The 14,817-nt window shown below is 68.7% G+C and carries 16 protein-coding genes; 10 read left to right on the forward strand and 6 right to left on the reverse strand.

Going from position 1 to position 14,817, the window contains the following annotated elements; translation table 11 throughout:
* Positions 1-20 precede the first annotated feature (20 nt).
* On the reverse strand, positions 21-902 hold the full coding sequence (locus tag ACEL92_RS00910; protein ID WP_374023811.1) for a hypothetical protein: 882 nt from the start codon (positions 900-902) through the stop codon (positions 21-23).
* Between the two features lie 253 nt (positions 903-1,155).
* Positions 1,156-2,370, reverse strand: coding sequence for an MFS transporter (locus ACEL92_RS00915; protein WP_374023812.1), 1,215 nt, complete (start codon positions 2,368-2,370; stop codon positions 1,156-1,158).
* A gap of 200 nt (positions 2,371-2,570) precedes the next feature.
* Between ACEL92_RS00915 and ACEL92_RS00920 the strand changes: the two genes are divergently transcribed.
* The 4 genes from ACEL92_RS00920 (at position 2,571) to ACEL92_RS00935 (ending at position 5,451) form a co-directional block, all read left to right on the forward strand.
* The gene (locus tag ACEL92_RS00920) at positions 2,571-2,849 is read left to right on the forward strand and encodes a hypothetical protein (RefSeq protein WP_374023814.1); all 279 of its coding nucleotides are present in this window, start codon (positions 2,571-2,573) and stop codon (positions 2,847-2,849) included.
* A gap of 123 nt (positions 2,850-2,972) precedes the next feature.
* On the forward strand, positions 2,973-3,755 hold the full coding sequence (locus ACEL92_RS00925; RefSeq protein ID WP_374026418.1) for an ABC transporter ATP-binding protein: 783 nt from the start codon (positions 2,973-2,975) through the stop codon (positions 3,753-3,755).
* Entirely contained in the window at positions 3,755-4,705 is a 951-nt protein-coding gene (locus tag ACEL92_RS00930) for an aliphatic sulfonate ABC transporter substrate-binding protein (protein ID WP_374023815.1), read from the forward strand. Before ACEL92_RS00925 ends, ACEL92_RS00930 begins: the two co-directional genes overlap by 1 nt.
* A 35-nt stretch (positions 4,706-4,740) precedes the next feature.
* Entirely contained in the window at positions 4,741-5,451 is a 711-nt protein-coding gene (locus ACEL92_RS00935; protein WP_374026419.1) for an ABC transporter permease, read from the forward strand.
* Positions 5,452-5,458: 7 nt separating this feature from the next.
* On the opposite strand, the gene ACEL92_RS00940 is transcribed toward ACEL92_RS00935, so the two are convergent.
* The 4 genes from ACEL92_RS00940 to ACEL92_RS00955 are packed head-to-tail and all read right to left on the reverse strand — an operon-like array spanning position 5,459 to position 9,532.
* Positions 5,459-6,406, reverse strand: a complete 948-nt coding sequence (locus ACEL92_RS00940) for an NAD(P)/FAD-dependent oxidoreductase (RefSeq protein WP_374023816.1) — start codon at positions 6,404-6,406, stop codon at positions 5,459-5,461.
* 21 nt (positions 6,407-6,427) lie between these two features.
* The gene (locus ACEL92_RS00945; protein WP_374023817.1) at positions 6,428-7,645 is read right to left on the reverse strand and encodes a GNAT family N-acetyltransferase; all 1,218 of its coding nucleotides are present in this window, start codon (positions 7,643-7,645) and stop codon (positions 6,428-6,430) included.
* Positions 7,646-7,690: 45 nt separating this feature from the next.
* A complete protein-coding gene (locus ACEL92_RS00950) occupies positions 7,691-8,902 on the reverse strand; it encodes an acyl-CoA dehydrogenase family protein (RefSeq protein WP_374023818.1) in 1,212 nt (403 codons plus the stop codon).
* A gap of 27 nt (positions 8,903-8,929) precedes the next feature.
* Positions 8,930-9,532, reverse strand: coding sequence for a TetR/AcrR family transcriptional regulator (locus ACEL92_RS00955; protein WP_374023819.1), 603 nt, complete (start codon positions 9,530-9,532; stop codon positions 8,930-8,932).
* 234 nt (positions 9,533-9,766) lie between these two features.
* On the opposite strand from ACEL92_RS00955, the gene ACEL92_RS00960 reads away from it, so the two are divergent.
* From ACEL92_RS00960 to ACEL92_RS00985, 6 genes are all read left to right on the forward strand, one after another.
* The gene (locus ACEL92_RS00960) at positions 9,767-11,095 is read left to right on the forward strand and encodes a sensor histidine kinase (protein ID WP_374026420.1); all 1,329 of its coding nucleotides are present in this window, start codon (positions 9,767-9,769) and stop codon (positions 11,093-11,095) included.
* Positions 11,096-11,414: 319 nt separating this feature from the next.
* On the forward strand, positions 11,415-11,720 hold the full coding sequence (locus tag ACEL92_RS00965) for a PE domain-containing protein (protein WP_374023820.1): 306 nt from the start codon (positions 11,415-11,417) through the stop codon (positions 11,718-11,720).
* A 45-nt stretch (positions 11,721-11,765) separates the two neighbouring features.
* On the forward strand, positions 11,766-12,953 hold the full coding sequence (locus ACEL92_RS00970; protein WP_374023821.1) for a PPE family protein: 1,188 nt from the start codon (positions 11,766-11,768) through the stop codon (positions 12,951-12,953).
* A gap of 109 nt (positions 12,954-13,062) precedes the next feature.
* The gene (locus tag ACEL92_RS00975) at positions 13,063-13,386 is read left to right on the forward strand and encodes a WXG100 family type VII secretion target (protein WP_067271862.1); all 324 of its coding nucleotides are present in this window, start codon (positions 13,063-13,065) and stop codon (positions 13,384-13,386) included.
* A gap of 51 nt (positions 13,387-13,437) precedes the next feature.
* A complete protein-coding gene (locus ACEL92_RS00980; RefSeq protein WP_068081956.1) occupies positions 13,438-13,728 on the forward strand; it encodes a WXG100 family type VII secretion target in 291 nt (96 codons plus the stop codon).
* Between the two features lie 140 nt (positions 13,729-13,868).
* Positions 13,869-14,699 (forward strand): ESX secretion-associated protein EspG, encoded by an 831-nt coding sequence (locus ACEL92_RS00985; RefSeq protein ID WP_374023822.1) that lies wholly within the window; start codon positions 13,869-13,871, stop codon positions 14,697-14,699.
* Positions 14,700-14,817: the final 118 nt, after the last annotated feature.

Here is a 14,817-nt window from a genome sequence, read left to right on the forward strand (position 1 = left end):
CCCCAACGCGCGGGAGCACGTCACCAAGGCGACCAACGTGACCGAAAACTACGCCGCCAGAACGACGAACGGTAGTGCGCGCTGATCATGCGGAAAGTAGGTCGCCGTGTGGATGGCGGTGACCGCGGCGCCGCTCGGCAGGGCGTGGTTGAGGAACGCGAACGGCTGCGGCAAGAGTGACGCCGAAACCGCGCCCCCCCGACGACGTGTTGCCCAGCAGAATGAACACGCCCCAGGTCGGGATGATCGCCCACCGATGGATCAACACCAGCATGGTCGAATTGAACAGCGCCGCAACGGCAATCTGCATCGAGATCAGCAACCACTTCCGGGAAGCGGGTATTGAGCGCGCCCAGCACCGGCCCGGCCACCACGGTTAGTGCCGCCCCACCGATCACGGACAGGGCGCCCACGCAGATCAGCCACCCGCGCAGCGTGAGCGTCTTGACGTTCGCGCGCAACTGGAACATTGTGACGAACCCCAAGATGGTGGCGGCGATGGTCACGTAGAACGTCGCCAGGCCGGACGGATCGGAGGGCGGCAGCGGGTGCAGGTCGGTGATCGGCAGCAGATAGCGTCCGGGCGCCGGTTCGTCCAGTTGCGTCAAGACGCGAGCCGCCGACGAGCTGCTGGCGCTCGACAGCAGGAGTTGCGGCGGCGCCGCGGTGCCGTCGATGACGGCGGTGATGGTTTGACGATCGACGGCCGCGATCGCCGCCTCCCGCGATGGGTAAGTGCGGACGTTGAATTCGTGCCGCCCTGCTGCATTCCGGCCACGATGGGCGCAGTGACCGCGACCGGCCCGACGACGCCGATGGGCAGGCTCCCGCGGGGCGGGCCGGCCCAGCGCAACCGTGTAGGCGGCCGCGAACGTCGACGTCATGACCACCGCGATGGCCATAACCGCTGCGGCCTTGCGAATCTCGAGCGGCAGTCGCCGAAGCGACAGACGGTGCACGGTGTTGCGGCCGGATTCCCGCGGGTCGACGACGTGGTCGACGTCGTCAACGGCCGGCGTCGCGATGCTCGCGGAAGCGTCTCTAGTCATGGGGCGGTGAATTTCTCCCGTCGGAGGCGGCGCTCCGCGAAACCACCCCGCCGCGGATCGTGACCACTGTGTGGTACCCGCGCGGTGCAAGGCGAAACCTGCGGTGTCACGCCCGGCGGTGTGCGTCCCCCCGGAGCCGAACGGCGCGACTCACGGCGGCCAGCAAGGCCAGCGCCGCCATCACCACCAGAATGGTCGTCGCGACCGCCGACCCGACCGTGGTCAAGATCAGCGGCAGGCCGAAGCCGACGTAGGTCACCACGTAAAAAGCGCCCACCAGCGCCCCCCGCAGGCGCTTCGGCGCCGCGGCCTCCAAGTCAATGAGGCCCTCGCGCAAACAAAGGCCGGACGCGCACCCCAGCACCAGGAACAGCGGCACACCCAACACCGGCGAAATGGTCGGCGGCGCCAGCGCGGTGACCGCGTAGCCGAGGGCCGCCAGCGCCGCACCGGCCGTGCCGGCCTGCGGCCCCCACCGGCGTGCCCGGGCGAGCACCTGGACTAGCCCGCTGACACCATTGACCGCCAGCGTGGCCACGCCTGCGGCCATCGGCGCAGTGAGCCCGGTGTGAAGCCGGGCCGGAATCGCGATGAACCCCAGCGTCGCCGACGCGAATACCCATGGCGCCAGCGGCATGGCCCAGCCCAACGCCCGCGCGGCGCCCTGCCCCGCGGACGGCTCCCATACCGGTGCGGCCGGCGGCGCTTGGGCCCGGGATCCGCGCCCCGCGACCAGCGCGATGGCCATCGCCGCCACGCCGATGGCGGCCGCCACCCCGAACGACAACCGAATGCCGGCCGGCCCGATCTCGGCGATCAGGGCGCCGACGAATGGGCCGATCGCGAAACCGCCCATCAACACCGCGCCGGCGGTGGCCGCCCCGGCGGGCCCCCTCAGATCCGAGGCCCATGCGGTGCAGGAGCTCATGGCCAGCCCGACCCCGAGCCCGACGACCAGGCGGCCCAGCAACAGGGCCTCGTACTGCTGCGAACACAGCATCGCAACCGTTCCCGCGACGGCGGTCGCCGAACCGGCCAGCGCCACGGACCGGCGCCCGAACGCATCGGACGCGCGCCCGCCGACGAGCAGACCCGGCAGCAACCCGAGCGCGTAGATGCCGAAGATCGCGTCGAGCGTGGCCGAGCCGAGGTGCTGCCGAACGCTGAGCAAGGGCATCAGCGCGACGAAATGGTTGGCGACCCAGCCGATGGACAGCAGCAGCACCAGCACGCTGGTGAACGCACCCCGGCCCGGATTCGCACGGTCTGAATGGTCCAGCGTGGCCAACGTCGACCGGGGAGTGGACCCGTTGGAGGACACGGAACATCCCTTCGCGTAGGCGCTGGGCGCGGTCGGACCGACGAAACCTAGACGACGCCGTGGACGAGGCGGTTATTCCCGTTCGCCCTGGAAATGCACGCGGAGCAAACGGCCGGTCGGCCGGCAAATCGCGTGCGGGGGTTTCAAGTCGGTCGATTTGGTGAACTGATACCACTACTGAAGCTCCAGGAGGGCAAACGATGAAGCACATTGCGGCCGCGACGTTCGCGTTAGCCGTGCTGCTGTCCAGCGCGTGTTCGGCGTCACAGGTGATCAACACCGGCGGCGACACCAAGTGCAAGGACTTCACGACGCAGGACGAGAAGAAGCAGAACGACGAAGTCAGCAAGATGCTGAAGGACAAGAACGGCACCGACCCCTCCAACGCCGAGATCACCGCCACCCGGTTGTCGGCGGCTACCTACTGTCAGACATTGGGCAAGCCGGACACCAAGATCTCGGAGGCACCGCACGGCTGACATCGGTCGCCGGGTAGCGATGGCGCGTCGCGGGTTTTAATCATCGGCAACGCAAACCTGGTGGGTGCCGGACGCGATTCCTAGGCTGCCCGGGTGATGTCGACCAGTCTCGCGCCGGCACGCGTGTCATTGCGTCGGGTCGACCGCACGTTCGGAACGCGGACCGTGCTGCGCGACGTCGACATCGAGATCGAACCCGGTCGGGTCGTCGCGCTGCTCGGCCCGTCGGGCAGCGGCAAGTCGACGCTGTTGCGACTCGTGGCCGGTCTCGACCGGCCCAGCGCCGGGCGGATCGAGATCGACGGGAAGGCCGTCCGAGGCGCCGACCCGCGTTGCGCCGTGGTGTTCCAGGAGCCGCGCCTGCTGCCGTGGCGATCGCTCGCGGCCAACGTGGCCTTCGGCCTGCCGCCCGGCACCGCGCGTGCGAAAGGTGCTGGGGAGATCCAACATTGGCTCGATGTCGTCGGGCTGACCGAGTTCGCCGACCATCGCCCGCGGCAGGTATCCGGCGGCATGGCGCAACGCGCCGGGCTCGCGCGGGCTCTCGCGCGCCGGCCGAGCGTCCTGCTCCTCGACGAGCCGCTCGCGGCCCTCGACGCGCTGACCCGGCTGCGGATGCAGGACCTGCTCGACAGGGTCCAGCACGAGGCGGGCGCCACCACGTTGCTGGTAACCCACGACGTGGACGAGGCGGCGATTCTCGCCGACCGGGTGCTGGTGCTGCGCGCCGATTCAACGGGCGCAGCCGCCATCGGCGCGACCTTCGACGTCCCGATCCCCAACCCACGCGACCGCGCTGACCCGCGCATCGCGGTGCTGCGCGAACAGTTGCTGGACGAACTCGGCGTACCGCGACGCGGCGTCGCCAATGCCGGTTCGGCGGTTTCGGAGGAGGCCAAGACGTGATGAAAATGCGCTACCTTATCGCTGTTTCGGTGCTGGCCGCTGGCTGCGGTTCGCCGACCGGGACGACGGCGGCCAAGGAGATCCGGCTGGACTACGCGTACTACAACCCGCTGAGCCTGGTGGTGCGCGACCAGCACCTGCTGGAAGGCCGGGGCTACAACGTGACGTGGGTGCTCTCGGCGGGCAGCAATAAGGCCAACGAGGGTCTGCGGTCCAAGGGGCTCGATTTCGGGTCCACCGCCGGTTCGGCTGCGTTGGTTGCGCGGGCCAACGGCACGCCGATCAAGATGATCGACGTGTACAGCAAGCCGGAGTGGACCGCCCTGGTGGTGGGCAGGAATTCGACGGCCAATTCGGTCGCCGATCTGAAGGGAAAGAAGATCGCGGTCACCAAGGGCACGGACCCGTACTTCTTCCTGCTGCAATCCCTTGCCACCGTGGGGCTTTCACCGGCCGACGTGGAGATCGTCAACCTGCAGCACGCGGACGGGAAAACCGCCTTGGAGCGTGGCGACGTGGACGCCTGGTCCGGGCTGGATCCCTTCATGGCGCAGACCGTTCAGCAGCAGGGCTCCCGGTTGCTCTACCGCAACCCGGATTTCAACTCCTATGGCGTGCTGAACGTCCGAGACGACTTCAGCGCCGCGCATCCCGATGTCGTCCAATCCGTGGTCAACAGCTATGAGGAGGCCCGGAAATGGGCGAAGGCGCATCCCGACGAGCTGGCGGCGCTGCTGGCCTCGCAGGCGAAAGTGCCACCGAGCGTGGCGCAGGAGGAGTTGCGGCGGACGGCGCTGGACATCCCGCCCGCGCCGGGAGATCCGCAGCGGACGGTGTTGACCAACATCTTGCCTATCGCGGTGGCGGACTCCGACATCAAATCCGACGACGCCGGACGCGGGGCACTCGGGACGATCATCGAGCCGAAGTACGCCCAACACGCGTCCTGAGGGTCTCGCTCGCCCTGGCGGGCCTCGCGGTCCCGCTGCTGTTGCTTGCCGCCTGGCAGCTGGTGACCGCTGCGGGATTGTTCTCGCCCAGCCAATTACCTCCGCCCGGCGATGTGGTGGCGGCGCTGGGTGAACTGCTGCGCCGCGGTGAGCTCTGGACCCATTTGCAGGCCAGTCTCGTGCGCGTCTCGCTCGGGTACTTGGTCGGCTCGGCCGCGGCGCTCGCGCTGGGATCGCTTGTCGGGCTGTCTACTACCGCGCGCAGGCTGCTCGGCCCGACTGTGGCGGCCTTCCGCACCGTGCCATCGCTGGCGTGGGTCCCGCTGCTGCTCTTGTGGTTTGGCATTGACGAGACACCGAAGGTGCTGCTGGTCGCGATCGGCGCGTTCTTCCCCGTGTACACCACGACGGCGTCGGCGCTGTCCCACGTCGACCCGCAACTGTTGGAAGTGGGCCGCGCCTATGGCCGGCGCGGGGCCGTGCTGTTGACGACGGTCATGCTTCCCGCGGCGGCCCCCGCCCTGCTGAACGGGCTGCGGCTGGGCCTGGCGAATGCGTGGTTGTTCCTGGTGGCCGCCGAGTTGATCGCCTCGTCGAAGGGGCTCGGCTTCCTGCTGATCGACAGCCAGAACACCGGCCGCACCGATGTGATGCTGTTGGCCATCGTGCTGCTCGCCGCGCTGGGCAAGTTGAGCGACGCGGCGCTGGGCGCGGTGGAGAAGCGAATGGTGCGGCGGCGCAACTGAGGTGAATTCAGATCTCGGTCAGGTCGTCGGGCAGTTCCGCTTCCAGCACGGCCCGCGCGAGCAGTTCGCCGAGTAGCGGACCGAACTTCATCAGGTTGGCGCCCACGAACGCGATGACGCGGCCGCGCCGTGCCACGGCCCAGCCGTCGCCGCCCGCGTCGAGCCACGGCGCGCGGACCGTCACGCAGTCCACCCGCCCCACCGGCGCGAGCGCCGGGAACAACGCGCGCACCGTCGCGGGGTCCGGCACCTCCTGCCCGAACGCCCAGCGCCCCGTGCCGCCGAGCGGCAGCCCGTAGCCCTCGGGCGCCGACAGGCACGCGGCGCCGGTCGCGTCGGCGCCCGCATAGGTGAACCGGGTGTGCGGCGCGAATTCGACGCCCAGCGGGCCGAAGAGCGCCGGTGTCCGAGCGCCCGCGCAGATCAGCACGCGATCGCCCCGCAGCACTCCGCCGTCGGCCAGGGACACCTCGCCGTCGTCGGAAACCGAAACGGCGTCACCACGGCGGACGTCGACCCGCCGCGCCACCGCCGACAGCGCGCGGCGGATACGCAGGCTGCCGCCGAGCGGATCCAGCACACCGGCCTCCCACGGCGGGGCGGCGAACGGGATCCGCGCGGCGATCTCCGCCCGGTCCACCCAGCGGAACGAGGCGCCCGCCTCCGTCATGGCCGCCGCGGTCTGCGCGCAGGCGCCGGCGGCAATGAAGCCCTCCGGGCCCAGCAACCGGCCCGCGCCGAGCTCGTCCTGCCAGCGCTGCCAGCCGGCGCGCGCCCGCAGCGCGAGGCGGCACAACGACGCGCGTCGATGCGCGGTCCGGAAGATGCGGGCCAATCCCGTCGACTGCTCGCCGAACGGCTGCCCGCGTTCCAGCACGAGCGCGGTCTCCCCGCGCCGGCCCAGCTCGTAGGCCGCGGCCAGCCCGCACACCCCCGCCCCGATGATGACGATCACGCGGTCCGCATACCCGCGCGGCTAGAAGAAGAACCCGGCGTGGGGCGCGTGCGGGACCGCGAACAGCCGATCGGCCGCGGCGATCGCCGCCGGGTCGTCGGCTCGGGCCACCCCCGCGACGGCGAGGTGGCGCCAGGTCGCGCCTCCGAGCAGAACGGCGCCCAGCCCCTCGACGTCGACCTCGAGTTGCGCGCGCCCCTCGGTCGGTTCGGCGCCGCCCCCGGAGATCGTGAAGCGACCCGAGTTGTCCGGCAGCATGCGGTCTTTGACCGCGATGGTCACGGCGTCACCGCCGCCGTAGCGGCGTGCCGAGAGCGCCCCGGGCACGTCGATGACACGCAGCCACGTTTCGTCATGCACGGCGGTGACGCGCGCGGCCCGCCGGTCGGCCAGCAACCAGGGCAGTGGATCGTCCATTGGCAGCATCCAAAACACCACGCGGTCAATGAGATCGAGCTCCAGCAGGAACCGCAGCAGGCCGAGATAGGCCTCCGCGGTGGGCGCGAAGAAGTCCTCCACCGCGATGGTGCGCTGATCGCTGACGAACCACCTGTCGGTGTCGACGGGGCGGTAGCGGGCGAAACCGGATTCGGCTCCCGGTGCGCCGTGCACCGCGACATACGAAGGCTGCGGCGACGATTCGGAACGCAGCCGCAAGCTCTGCCACCAGGCGTCCGGCCGGTCGATGGATCCCGGCCGCGACGGTCGATTCTCGGCGTAGATGCGCGGCAAGAGCTCCCAGGCCTGCGCCGCGTCGATCAACCGCACCGGGCCGCCGGCCCCGACGCCGCGCCGCAGCGCCGCCCGCCCGGTCTGGACCTCCACCGTCTGTGACGAGCTGGCGACGCCGTACCCGTACCGGCCGTAGATCGTCGCCTCGGACGCCCGCAGCGACGCGACCACCTCGCCGCGGGCGGTGATGTCGCGCAACTGATGACGAATCAGCTCCGTGGCGATGCCCCGCCGGGTGAAGGACGGCAACACCCCGATGTGTGTGACGGCGGCATGCCCGACCGTAGCCCCGCCGGGGAGCGTCATTCGGCTCGTCACGGCGTCCGCGGTGCCAACGAGTTGCTCGCCGACGAATGCCCCGACGGTACGGCCGGGCTCGAGCAGCTTGGCGATCTGGCCGGGCGGGAGTTCCGGCATCGGCGGGAAGCCGATCATGGCGACGCGAAACACGTTGGCCGCGGCCAGCAGTTCATCCTCGCTGTCGAGGACCCGGATCTCGGTGGTCATCCGGTCATCATGTCGCGTGCCCGCCAGGGCGCGGACCGCGGGCCGTTAACGAATCTGCAAGCCGGTCAGCGCCCGGGAGATCACCAGGCGCTGGATCTCGCTGGTGCCCTCGAAGATGGTGAAGATCTTGGCGTCGCGGTGCATCCGCTCCACGGGATAGTCGCGGGTGTAGCCGTTGCCGCCCAGGATCTGGATCGCCTCGTCGGTGACGTAGACGGCCGTCTCGCTGGCCACCAGTTTGGCCATCGATCCCTCGGCCGCGTCGAAGGATTGGTTGTTGCGCGCCATCCAACCGGCCCGCCACACCAGCAGGCGGGCGGCGTCGATCCGGCTCTTCATGTCGGCCAGCTTGAAGGCCACCGCCTGAAATTCGCCGATCTTGCGGCCGAATTGCTCACGCTGGCAGGCATAGTCGAGCGCGTACTCGTAAGCGGCCCGGGCCACGCCGACGGCCATGGCCCCGACGGTGGGCCGGGTGCGCTCGAAGGTCTTCATCGCTGCCTGGCTGCGTGCGGAGGCACCCGACTTGACTCGTGCGATGCGCGCATCGAACTTCTCCCGGCCGCCCAGGATGTGGTCCTCGGGCAGGCGAACGTTGTCCAGTACCACCTCGGCGGTGTGGGACGCCCGGATGCCGTGCTTCTTGAACTTCTGGCCCTGCGCCAAACCATTGACGCCCGCCGGGACGACGAACGTGGCCTGGCCGCGGGTGCCGAGTTCCGGGTACACCGACGCCACCACGATGTGCACGTTGGCGATGCCGCCGTTAGTCGCCCAGGTTTTGGTGCCGTTGAGCACCCACTCGTTGGTGGCCTCGTCGTAGCGCGCCCGGGTGCGGATCGCCCCGACGTCCGACCCGGCGTCGGGTTCGGAAGAGCAGAACGCACCCAGCTTCGGCTCATCGGCGGTGCCGAACATCTCGGGCAGCCACCGGCCCAGCTGTTCGGGAGTTCCGTTGCCCGCCAACGCTGCCGCAGCCAGGCCGGTGCCCATGATGGACAACGCGATGCCGGCGTCGCCCCAGAACATCTCCTCGAACGCCGTGAGCATGCCCAGTCCCGTCGGCTCGGCCGCCTGCTGCGCGAAGAAGTCGGGGGAGTACAGGCCCACCTTCGCGGCCTCCTGGATCACCGGCCAGGGGGTTTCCTCCCGCTCGTCCCACTCCGAGGCGGCCGGGCGGATGACGTCGGCGGAGAATTTGTGCACCCAGTCGCGCACCTCGATCACGTCGTCGGTCAGTTGCAGTGAGAAAGTCACGGTTTCACTCCTGAAAGGTTGTTGTGCTCAACGGGTTCCGTACTGGGCGAGGACGCTGACGGTCTGGTTGACCCACGCCTCGAAGTAGCGCTCTTCGTCGATGTTGCCGGGCAGTCGGCCGGTCAGCGCCCGCAACGTCGCGGCATAGGACAACGACCCGATGGCGACCGCCGCGGCCGCCTCGGGATCGGGTATGCGGGTCCGGCCGGACCGATTTGACGCGGCCAGTTCGTCGGCGAAGCGCTGATAGGCGTTGTCGGTGATTACCTGCCACGTCTTCTCGTCGAGGTCGCCGAGCTCCTCGGGTTCGCGCAGCATGACTTTGAGCAGGTCCTCGCTGTCTTTGAAGTTGCTCCAGATCAGCTGCCCCGCCGTGCGCACCGCCTGCTCGACGCCGGCCGGCTGCCCCGCGTCGTACTGCTCGCGCGCGGCCACGATGCTGTCGATCCGGTGTGCGACGGCGGCCTCGAGGAGCTCGCGCTTGGAGCCGAAGTGCTTGTAGAGCGCGCCCGACCCCGGAGCGAGACCCGACGCCCGCTGGATGTCGGCCACCGACGTCGCCGCGTAGCCCTTGGCGGCGAAAAGCTTCAGCGCCTCGGCGAGCAGCCGATCGCGTCCGGAGGCGAGCATGGTGAGAGAGTACTCACTCACCACGGTGGAGGCAAAACAGCACTGGTCAGGGCGGCGGCGGGCGTGGGCCCGAAATTTGGCGTTAGATTTTCTGCGAAACGCCACGACGCCTGAACGCGGCGAATCGCGAAGGGTGTGAGGGTTGTGGTCAGGTTGTCGACACCGTCGCCGGCCGGCGCCGTGAGCGCACAAGAGGAGCGTGACATTCGCGTGTTACCGCACGTACAGCTGCCGATGCGGGTGTTGTCGCTGCGCACCATCGTCGTCGTCGCCGCCCTGTCGGTGATCACCCTGGTCGTGCTGCTGGGCACGTGGGTGTGGGTCGGTGTCACCAACGATCAGTACAGCCAGCTGGACCGCCGGCTCGACTCCGTCAGCAGCCTGGGTGACATCAATTCACTGCTCAACAACGTCGAGCACGCCCGACCCGACCAGCCCATGCCGGACGGCAACCTGGTGCGCACCGCGCGCATCGGCGACGTCACGGTCTCGGTGCCCAGCAACATCGTGCTGCCCAAGCTGCCCAACGGATACGCGAACACCACCATCAACGGCGTGCAATACCGCGTCCGCACGTTCTCGGCCGGCCCCGCCTCGATCGCGCTGGCCGCGCCGTTCGCCGAAGCGCAGCACCGGATCAACGAGCTACACCTGCGGGTGTTGCTGATCTGCGCGAGCGTCATCGGCGGCACGGTGGTCGTCGGCTGGGTGATCTCGTTGATCATGGTGAACCCGTTCCTGCTGCTGGCGCAGCAGGCCCGCGCGATCAACGCCCAATCCAGCCCCGACGAGGTGCAGGTGCGGGGGGTGCGTGAGGCCGTGGAGATCGCCGAAGCCGTCGAGGGGATGCTCGCGCGCATCGGCAAGGAACAACAGCGCACCAAGGCGGCGCTGGAGTCGGCGCGCGACTTCGCCGCCGTCGCCTCCCACGAGCTGCGCACTCCGTTGACCGCGATGCGCACCAACCTGGAGGTCCTGTCCACCCTCGACCTGCCCCGCGAGCAGCGTCAGGAGGTGATCGGCGACGTCATCCGCACCCAGAGCCGCATCGAGGGGACGCTGACGGCGCTGGAACGGCTGGCGCAGGGCGAGCTGACCACCGTCGACGACTTCGTCCCGTTCGACATCACGGAACTGCTGGACCGCGCCGCCCACGACGCGCTGCGGATCTATCCGGAAGTCGAGGTGTCGCTGGTGCCCTCGCCGACCGTGCTGATGGTGGGGCTGCCCACCGGCCTGCGGCTGGTGATCGACAACGCCATCGCCAACGCCGTCAAGCACGGCAACGCCGGCAAGATCCAGCTGACCGTGGGCAGCTCCAGCGAGGGCGTGGAGATCGCGATCGACGACGATGGCACCGGGGTTCCGGAATCCGAGCGCGCCGCGGTTTTCGAGCGTTTCGCCCGCGGCTCCACGGCGTCGCGGTCGGGCTCCGGGCTGGGGTTGGCTCTGGTCGCCCAGCAGGCCGAACTGCACGGGGGAACAGCGGCATTGCAGACCAGTCCGCTGGGAGGCACCCGGCTGCTGTTGAAACTGGCCGGCGACGGTCGCGGACCCGCGTAGTTCCGGTCGGCGTTTCCGCGACGGAAAAGCCCGACCGGACACTTTTTGGTTCACGCCGCACCGAAATGCGGGTTCGTCACTGCCGGCCATTCGCCCGGATTCACCACCGGGCGCGCGGTAACCGCGTGACCTGTGTGCCTGCAGTGGCCTGCGAGGTTGTTTGACTTATGACTCATAGCGGGAATACCGGCGGACAGGCTAATCACGAAATTCGAGGCCGGAAGCCCGTGAGAAATGCGACTGACTACACGAACGGTAGAACCGCACTAGACTGATGCGCCAAGCCCGTCTTATGACGTTGAGCAATCGGAGGGAAATCATGGTGCTGCAGGTGCAATCGGAGGCTGTGCTGGCATCGGCGGCCGCGGAGTCGGGGATCAGCGCCGAAACTCAGGCGGCGGCCTCGGCGGCCGCGCCCGTGCTGTTGGGGGTTCTGCCGATGGGCGCAGACCCGGACTCGGCGATGTTCGCGGCGGCGCTGAACGCGTGCGGCGGAAGCTATTTGGGAGTGGTGTCCGAACACGCCGCCCAGCGCGGTTTGTTCGCCGGCGCGCAGAGCATTGCCTCGGGCACGTACGTCGTCACCGAACTCATGCGCAGCTTGGCGTTGGCGATCGGCGCCTGACAGTCAGCGACACCAGAATAGGGGCAGCAAAGGGGGAAGTGCGGCATGGCGGATCCGGGGTGGGCCGCGCGTACGCCTGAAGACAACGATCTGTTGCTCAAAGCGGGTGCCGGCGTCATCACTCATCTGGCCAATCAGGCCGCTTGGACAGCGCTGGCGGCCACCCACCACGGTTCGAGCATCGCCTCGGAGATCAACACCGTCGCGACGTCGGCGAGCTGGACCGGTGTCGGTTCCCTCGCCTCCGCAACCAACGCCACCACCCTGAACGCGTCGCTGCACGGGCTCGCCGGCTGGGTGGATGTCAAACCCGCGGTGGTCTCGACGGCGGTGTCGGCGTATCAGATGGCGTACGGCACGATGCGCCCGGCGCCCGAATGCATCGCGAACCGCACCGAGTGCGCCACCGACTACGGCATCAACCCAATTGTGCTGGGGGCCTTGACGCCCCGCATCACGTCGCTCGAGCTCGAGTACTTCGGATCGATGTGGCCGAACAACTCGGCCGTCGGGGCCAGTTACGGAACGATCCTGACCGCGTTGAGCGAGAGCCTCGCCATTCCGCCGCCGATTGCGACCATGGGCGCATCACCGGCCGCGCCGGCGGAGGCCGCCGCGGCGGTGGGGCAGGCTGCCGCCAATGTCGGAGCCGGTGACGGCATGCGCGCAGCCATGCAAGGCGCCCAGACCGGCACGCAAGGCGCCGGGCAGGCCGCGTCCGGCGGCCAGGACATCATGAGTCAGGCCGGCTCGTTCATGGAACCGGTGCAATCGATGGTGGGCGCGGTCCCCCAAGTGATGCAGGCGCCGATGCAGATGATGCAGGCGCCGATGCAGATGATGCAGCCGCTGCAATCGATCATGGGCATGTTCGCCAACCCCGGTGCCATGGGCGGGGCTGCGCCGGGAGTTTCGGCGGTCTCTGCGGCGGAGGTGTCGGCTGTCGGCGCGTCGGGCGGCGGCGGGGCGGCGTCCCTGGGCGGCGCCGGCATGCCCGCCACCAGCTTCACCCGCCCCGTCAGCGCGTTCGAACCGGCCAGCAGCGGCCGGCCCGTGGGGTTGCGCCCGAGCGGGGCGCTGGGCGCCGAGGCCATTCGTCCGCAGACCACGACGGTCGGCGGCGGTACACCGATGGGCGGCATGCCGGTGGGGCATGGGGCGGGAGGAGAACGGGGAGCCCGAGACAAAGCCGAACAGCCCGCGACGGTGCGGGTTGTCGACACCAGAGTGTGAAGCCGGCCCGGCTCAGGGTGAATCGACAGATAAATACAGCAGCCATACACTTCGCTCCATGCCCCAGGTAAATCCGGGGGAGGGCATCAGTAGTTAGGAGAAACCGCAAGTGGACAGTTCAACAATCCAAGTATCGGCTCAGGTGCTTCGCGATGCTTCCAACCATATCCAGGCGAACATGGAACACGCGATTGCGATTGCCCAGGGCTACATCGCGAATCACGAAAACGTGATGAACCCTTCGACCTGGTCCGGTGAGGCCGTGACCGCGTCCCACGCGACGGCCATCGAAATTCAGAACGACCTGAACAAGGTCCTCAACGGCGGAACCCGCCTGGCCGAGGGTCTCAAGCAGGCGGCGGCATTGATGGAACACCACGAGGCGGATTCGACGCACGCCTTCAGCGCGCTATTCGGCGGCCACGGCTCCTAACCCATCCACCATTCGTAATTTCACAATCGGTCTTTTGAAGGGAAGTGCACAATGTCCAACCCGATCACCTATAACCCTGGTGCCGTAGCCGATTTCGCGTCCGACATCGGATCGCGCGCCGGCCAGCTGCAGGGAATCTACGACGACACCTCGAACCGGACCAACCAGCTGACGGAATTCTTCGCCGGTCATGGCGCGAAGCAATTCTTCGAGGCGCAGGCGCAAATGCTCTCGGGGTTGCAGGGGCTGATCGACACGGTAAGCCAGCACGGCATGACGACGTCCCACGTGCTGGACAACGCGCTCGCCACCGACCAGAACATCGGCCACTTGTTCGGCTGAACAACCGGCACCAGGCTCCGATCTGCTGAGGGGGCGTGGTGGGTGAGATTGAAGGCGGGGCAGATGCGTTCGAGCGCATGTGCCCCCCTTCGGTGTGTAGCCCGCCGGTCAAGGGCGCGTGGCTTTGAAAGCGAAGTGACATGCTGACGACGACGGTCGACGGCCTGTGGGTGTTGCAGGCGGTTACCGGGGTGGAGCAGACCTGCCCCGAGCTGGGCTTGCGGCCGTTGCTGCCGCGGCTCGACACCCCGGAGCGCGCGCTGAGCCACCCGATCGCGGACGAGTTGCGGGCCGCCGGCGCCCTGGACGAGGCGGGCGGTGTCGACCCGATGATCCGCGAATGGCTGACCGTGCTGCTGCGGCGGGACCTGGCACTGTTGGTGAACATCGGCGTGCCGGGCCGCGAGCCGACACGGGCGTCCATCTGCCGCTTCGCCAGCTGGTGGGTGGTGCTCGAACGCCACGCCGAGCTGATCCGCCTGTACCCGGCCGGCACCGCCAATGACGAGGGCGGGGCCAGCGATCTGGTGGTGGGCCAGGTCGAGCGGCTGTGTGGGGTGGCCGAGGTGGCGCCGCTGAAGCCGGTCACGCTTGACACCGAGCAGTTGCTCGCCTCGGTGCGCGACGCCGCCAGCCTCCGGACGTTTCTGCTCAGCCAGAACCTCGACGTCGACCAGCTGCAGATCGTCACCATGGCCGCCGACCCCGCGCGTTCGGCGCACGCGGCCATCGTGGGGCTACAGGCGGGGGTCGGGCCGGACGAGATGGCGCGAATCGCCGTCGGCGATTCGACCGTCTCCATCATCGACACCCCCGCGGGCCGCGTCTGCGTCGAAAACGTCATCTCGGGTCAGCGCCGCTACCAGATCGTTTCGCCCGGTTCGCGCAGCGATATCAGTGGTGCCGTCCAGCGGCTCATCCGCCGCCTGCCCGCCGGCGACGAGTGGTATTCCTATCGGCGGGTGGTCTGACCCGGCGTCCGACTTCTCGACTGACCCGAGATAAGTCAGTTAACCAATGCCCTGGAATAGCAACCTGTTACGTGCTTGAAGGGTTTGTTGATCGGTAAACGTGGTATCGCCGAGCGTG

This window comes from Mycobacterium hainanense (genome assembly GCF_041890355.1).
Taxonomy (GTDB): Bacteria; Actinomycetota; Actinomycetes; order Mycobacteriales; family Mycobacteriaceae; genus Mycobacterium; species Mycobacterium hainanense.